Annotated in this window: 7 protein-coding genes; 6 read left to right on the forward strand and 1 reads right to left on the reverse strand. The window is 61.9% G+C overall.

Going from position 1 to position 4,523, the window contains the following annotated elements:
- The 4 genes from RTX98_RS18425 to RTX98_RS18440 all read left to right on the forward strand — a co-directional run.
- Positions 1–247, forward strand: a 247-nt coding sequence (locus RTX98_RS18425; RefSeq protein WP_312798249.1) for an alpha/beta hydrolase, incomplete at its 5' end; no start/stop codon positions are given.
- Positions 248–272: 25 nt separating this feature from the next.
- On the forward strand, positions 273–512 hold the full coding sequence (locus RTX98_RS18430) for a DUF4160 domain-containing protein (protein WP_312798250.1): 240 nt from the start codon (positions 273–275) through the stop codon (positions 510–512).
- A complete protein-coding gene (locus RTX98_RS18435) occupies positions 505–906 on the forward strand; it encodes a DUF2442 domain-containing protein (RefSeq protein ID WP_312798251.1) in 402 nt (133 codons plus the stop codon). Before RTX98_RS18430 ends, RTX98_RS18435 begins: the two co-directional genes overlap by 8 nt.
- 20 nt (positions 907–926) lie before the next feature.
- Positions 927–1,547 carry a glutathione S-transferase gene (locus RTX98_RS18440; RefSeq protein WP_312798253.1) on the forward strand — a complete coding sequence of 207 codons (621 nt, stop codon included), beginning with the start codon at positions 927–929 and terminating at the stop codon, positions 1,545–1,547.
- An 11-nt stretch (positions 1,548–1,558) separates the two neighbouring features.
- Here RTX98_RS18440 and RTX98_RS18445 read toward each other — a convergent pair whose 3' ends face one another.
- Positions 1,559–2,068: a thioesterase family protein gene (locus tag RTX98_RS18445; protein ID WP_416223172.1), complete on the reverse strand. Its 510-nt coding sequence runs from the start codon at positions 2,066–2,068 to the stop codon at positions 1,559–1,561.
- A 108-nt stretch (positions 2,069–2,176) separates the two neighbouring features.
- On the opposite strand from RTX98_RS18445, the gene RTX98_RS18450 reads away from it, so the two are divergent.
- The gene (locus tag RTX98_RS18450; protein WP_312798256.1) at positions 2,177–3,586 is read left to right on the forward strand and encodes an FAD-binding oxidoreductase; all 1,410 of its coding nucleotides are present in this window, start codon (positions 2,177–2,179) and stop codon (positions 3,584–3,586) included.
- Positions 3,587–3,745: 159 nt separating this feature from the next.
- Positions 3,746–4,523, forward strand: a 778-nt coding sequence (locus RTX98_RS18455) for an AsmA family protein (protein ID WP_416223173.1), incomplete at its 3' end; no start/stop codon positions are given.

A 4,523-nucleotide genomic window follows, 5' to 3' on the forward strand; every position in this document is an offset into this window, starting at 1 on the left:
CGCGGGGGATCCGAAACTCGAGGGTCTGGAGCGTCAGCTGGCGGAGCAGCCGACGATTGGTGTGCCGACGGTTGTGCTGGACGGCGGGGACGATGAAGTCAGCGTACCTTCGGAAGAGGACAAAAGCGCTCCGCATTTTAGCGGACGGTATCGACGCGCGATCGTGCCGGGCGTGGGGCACAACTTCCCGCAGGAGGCGCCGGAGGTCTTTGCGGATGCGGTGGTAGAGGTTGGCGGCGGACGTTGAAAACCCAACGCGTCGGGTTTAAGCTATGGTGACGATCTGGCGCGAGAGCGGCTTTCGGTTCGTTATCTTTGTTGACGATCATGAACCGGCGCATGTGCATGTTTTTGGCGATGGCGAGTTGAAGATCGATTTGACGCAAGCAGATGCCGCAAAGGCGCTCATGTCTGCGGACGGGATGAAGCGATCCGACATTCGCCGAGCGGTGCAGATCGTGATGGAGAAGCGCAATGAGTTCTTAACGCGCTGGAGCGAGTTTCATGGCTGAACTGAGTGACTCAGATATCGATGCTGCCATTGAACGAGGGCGACAGCGCACCCAATCCGAACCTCGTGCCTCCTCGGTTCGCTACGATGCCAGGCGCAGGGCGATGCTGGTGGAACTGACCAATGGCTGCACCTTCACCTTTCCGCCTGTGCTCGTTCAAGGGCTCGAAGAGGCGTCGGGTGCCGAATTGCGAGATGTCGAGATTTTAGGCGCCGGGTCGGGTCTGCATTGGGAAAGCCGTGATGTGGATATTTCCGTGCCGGGCTTGCTGAACGGCCTGTTTGGAACGGCTGCCCACATGGCGCGGCTGGCGGGGCGCGCTAAGTCTCCAGCCAAGGCTGCAGCAGCACGCACCAATGGCGCCAAAGGCGGTCGGCCGCGTAAATCGGCTTAGCGGGTCCTCAAGGAGCTTCCATGATCACCGTTCACCACCTCAACAATTCCCGTTCGCAGCGTGTGCTCTGGATGCTGGAGGAGTTGGAGCTGCCTTATGAGATCAAGCGCTACGAGCGTTTGCCGACGATGATGGCGCCGCCGGAGTTGAAGCAGGTTCATCCGCTGGGCAAATCGCCGGTGATCGAGGATGAGGGGCGGGTGATTGCCGAGAGTGGGGCGATCGTTGAGTATCTGGTCGACAAGGCCGGCGGGCGGTTGGGGGCGCCGGAAGATGTGGAGGGCGCTCTCCGCTATCGGCACTTCCTGCATTATGCCGAAGGCTCGCTGATGCCGCCGCTGCTTTTGAAGCTGGTTCTGAGCAAGGTGCCGATCATGGACCGGTTAGCGATGAAGCGGATCCAGCCGATGATCGACGTGCATCTGGATTATGTGGAAAGCGCGCTGAAGCAGCGGCAGTGGTTTGCCGGCGACGACATGACCGCAGCCGACATCATGATGAGTTTTCCGCTCGAGGCCGCGCGGGCGCGTGGAGGGCTTGATCGCAGCCGGCCGAAGACGATCGCCTGGCTGACGAAGATCCAGTCGAGGCCGGCTTACAAGCGCGCGCTGCAGAAGGGCGGGCCTTACGATTACGCCTGAGCCGGTGCGCCTCACACCCTCCGCTTGATGCCGATCGTGCGGCCGGCGCGGTCAGGACGGGGCAGCTGTGAGTGGGCGGCAAGCATCGCGTCGATGTTTGCCTTGATGTCGGCGGGGAACGGCGTGACCTTCGGGCCCGCCATGTCGACATGCAGCGTCAGGCTTTCGGACGTCGCGGCTAGCCAGCCATCCACATGGTTGATTTCTTGAAACACATGCAGCCGCTTTTCGTCTGCATCGAGCACCTGCGTGGTGACGGTGACCTGCGCGCCAAGATGCAGTTCACGGACATAGCAGATGTGGATTTCGGCGGTGTAGGTGGTGAGCTTGCGGGTGGCCGCATAAGTCGCGCCGATGCCCAGAAGATCCCAGGCCTGATCCAGGCCGCGATCGAACAAGACGTTGTAATAGGCCATGTTGAGGTGACCGTTATAGTCGATCCAGTCCTTTTGCAGGCCCAGCGGCGTGGATGTGAAGGGAACGGGCAGGGGCGAGGTCAAGTTCACGGGCAATCTCCTCATATCACCTCAGGAAAAATCGGTGCGCCGTTCTCGGATAAACGATAGAAGGCGCATCATGATAGAGCCCGTCGCTACGACGCGGGTTTGAAGACGACCGGGGAGAGTGTCATGGCGTTGAAGGATGCGGTTGCGGCGGCACGCAACGAAGAAGGTATTGCTGTTGTCGTGGCTGCGGTGAAGGCGCGTTTTGGTGATCGCGTCCAGACCGGCCAGAGTTTTCGCGAGCAGCATGGCCACACCACGACCTATCTTCCCACGCAGGCCCCGGATGCGGTGGTTTGGCCTGAAACCACGGAGGAAGTCAGCGAGATCGTGAAGCTATGCGCCTTCAACCGCGTGCCGGTGGTTCCGTTCGGCGTTGGCTCTTCCCTGGAAGGCCAAGTGAATGCGCCGGCTGGCGGCATCTGCCTGGACATGAGCCGCATGAACAAGGTCATCGCCATCGACGCCGACGATCTCGACGTGACGATCCAGCCGGGCGTGACGCGCGAAGAGCTGAACGTTTATCTGCGCGACACCGGCCTGTTCTTCCCGATCGATCCCGGTGCGAATGCAACCTTGGGCGGCATGGCGGCAACGCGGGCTTCCGGCACCAATGCCGTGCGCTATGGCACGATGCGCGACAATGTTCTGGCGCTGGAAGTCGTGATGCCGGACGGGTCGATCGTGAAGACCGCCAAACGTGCCAAGAAGAGCAGCACGGGCTACGACCTGACCCGGCTGATGGTGGGTTCGGAAGGCACGCTCGGGGTCATTACCGCGATCACGCTCAAGCTTTACGGCATTCCGCAGGCGATTTCGGGCGGGATCTGTACGTTCCCGTCGCTGGATGCGGCGTGTCGCGCGGTCATCATGACCGTGCAGATGGGCATCCCCGTCGCGCGCATCGAGATCGTCAATGCGCTGCAGATGCAGGCGATCAACCGCTACAACAAGACGGATTATCCCGAGCAGCCCTGCTTGTTCCTGGAATTCCACGGCTCTGAATCGGGCGTGGCGGAGCAGGCGGAACTGTTCGGCGAGATCGCGAGCGAGCTTGAAGGGGGGCCGTTCAGCTGGACCAAGGTCGCGGAAGAACGCGCCAAGCTGTGGAAGGCAAGGCACAACGCCTATCATGCGGCTGAAGCGCTGGCGCCGGAGAAGAAGGCGCTGTCGACCGACGCCTGCGTCCCGATCTCGCGGCTTGCTGACTGCATCGCCGAAACCGAACAGGATATCGCGGACACCGGTCTGATCGCGCCGATCGTGGGTCACGCCGGCGATGGCAATTTCCATACGCTGGTGCTGATCGACATGAACGATCCCGACGAGATTGAGCGCGCCGAGGGCTTCATCGAGCGCTTGGCACGGCGCGCGATCGCGATGGACGGCACGATCACCGGCGAACATGGTATCGGGCAGGGCAAGATGGCCTATCTGCGCGAAGAGCTAGGCAGTGCCGTAGACGTGATGAAGGCCATCAAGGCAGCACTCGATCCGCTCAACATCATGAATCCCGGCAAGATCTTACCGGCATAGCTTGAGAAAACGATTCAGCGCGGGATAGCGAGGGATTGCCTGGCTTGAGCGCTTCAAGCCGGGCGCTTAAGGCTTTAAACTGGATGAAGCAAAGCCGGTTCGTGCCGGTTCAAGCCTGGAGCACTCATTCTGGCCCGTTTGTTCGTCATTGTTGGAAGCTTGATCGTTCTTGTGCTGACGGCGGCGCTGGTCGGTCCGTATTTCATCGACTGGACGAATTACCGGGCGCAGTTCGAGGCAGAAGCGAGCAAGATCCTCGGTCGCCAAGTGACGGTGGAAGGGGATGCCAGCGCGCGGCTTCTGCCGTTCCCGTCGGTGACCTTTTCCGACGTGCATGTGGCGGGCACCAAGCCCGGCGAAACCGCCATGACGGCGGAAACATTCTCTATGGACGCCGAACTGGCGCCGCTGATGTCGGGCGAGTTCCGCATCTTCGACATGCGCCTGGTGCGGCCGCATCTAAGGGTGGCGGTGGATCAGGACGGGGCGATCGACTGGGCGGTGCGCCCCTCGACGCCGTTTGATCCGCATCAGATTTCCGTTGAAGCGCTGACCATCACCGATGGCCAGGTCGATCTCGTGCATGGGCCGAGTGGGCTGACCCACAGCATGACCGGCCTGAATGCGAGCCTTTCGGCACGCACGCTGGCGGGTCCGTGGCGCATGGATGGCACCATGAAGCTCGACGGGCTGGCATCGACGCTCGGCATCAGCACCGGCGCGGTGGATGATACGGGCGGCATGCGGCTGCGGATTTCCGGCGGACCAGATGCCTATCCGATCGCCGGGGAACTCGACGGCACGCTGAAGTTTGCCGATCGCAAGCCGGATTACGCCGGCACGCTGCGGCTGACCGCAAGCAATGCGCTGCCGCCCAAGCCGCGCGAAGGTGAGCCGGCAGCACCACCGCCACCGCCGGATTACCGCGTGTCGGGCG

Origin of the sequence: Tianweitania sp., from assembly GCF_032053605.1 — a bacterium.
Taxonomy (GTDB): domain Bacteria; phylum Pseudomonadota; class Alphaproteobacteria; order Rhizobiales; family Rhizobiaceae; genus Tianweitania.

Bases quoted from the DNA above. Each gene is read 5' to 3' on its own strand.
- RTX98_RS18450 (WP_312798256.1), top strand. From the start codon at position 2,177: ATGGCGTTGAAGGATGCGGTTGCGGCGGCACGCAACGAAGAAGGTATT.
- RTX98_RS18445 (WP_416223172.1), bottom strand. From the start codon at position 2,068: ATGAGGAGATTGCCCGTGAACTTGACCTCGCCCCTGCCCGTTCCCTTC.
- RTX98_RS18435 (WP_312798251.1), top strand. From the start codon at position 505: ATGGCTGAACTGAGTGACTCAGATATCGATGCTGCCATTGAACGAGGG.
- RTX98_RS18430 (WP_312798250.1), top strand. From the start codon at position 273: ATGGTGACGATCTGGCGCGAGAGCGGCTTTCGGTTCGTTATCTTTGTT.
- RTX98_RS18440 (WP_312798253.1), top strand. From the start codon at position 927: ATGATCACCGTTCACCACCTCAACAATTCCCGTTCGCAGCGTGTGCTC.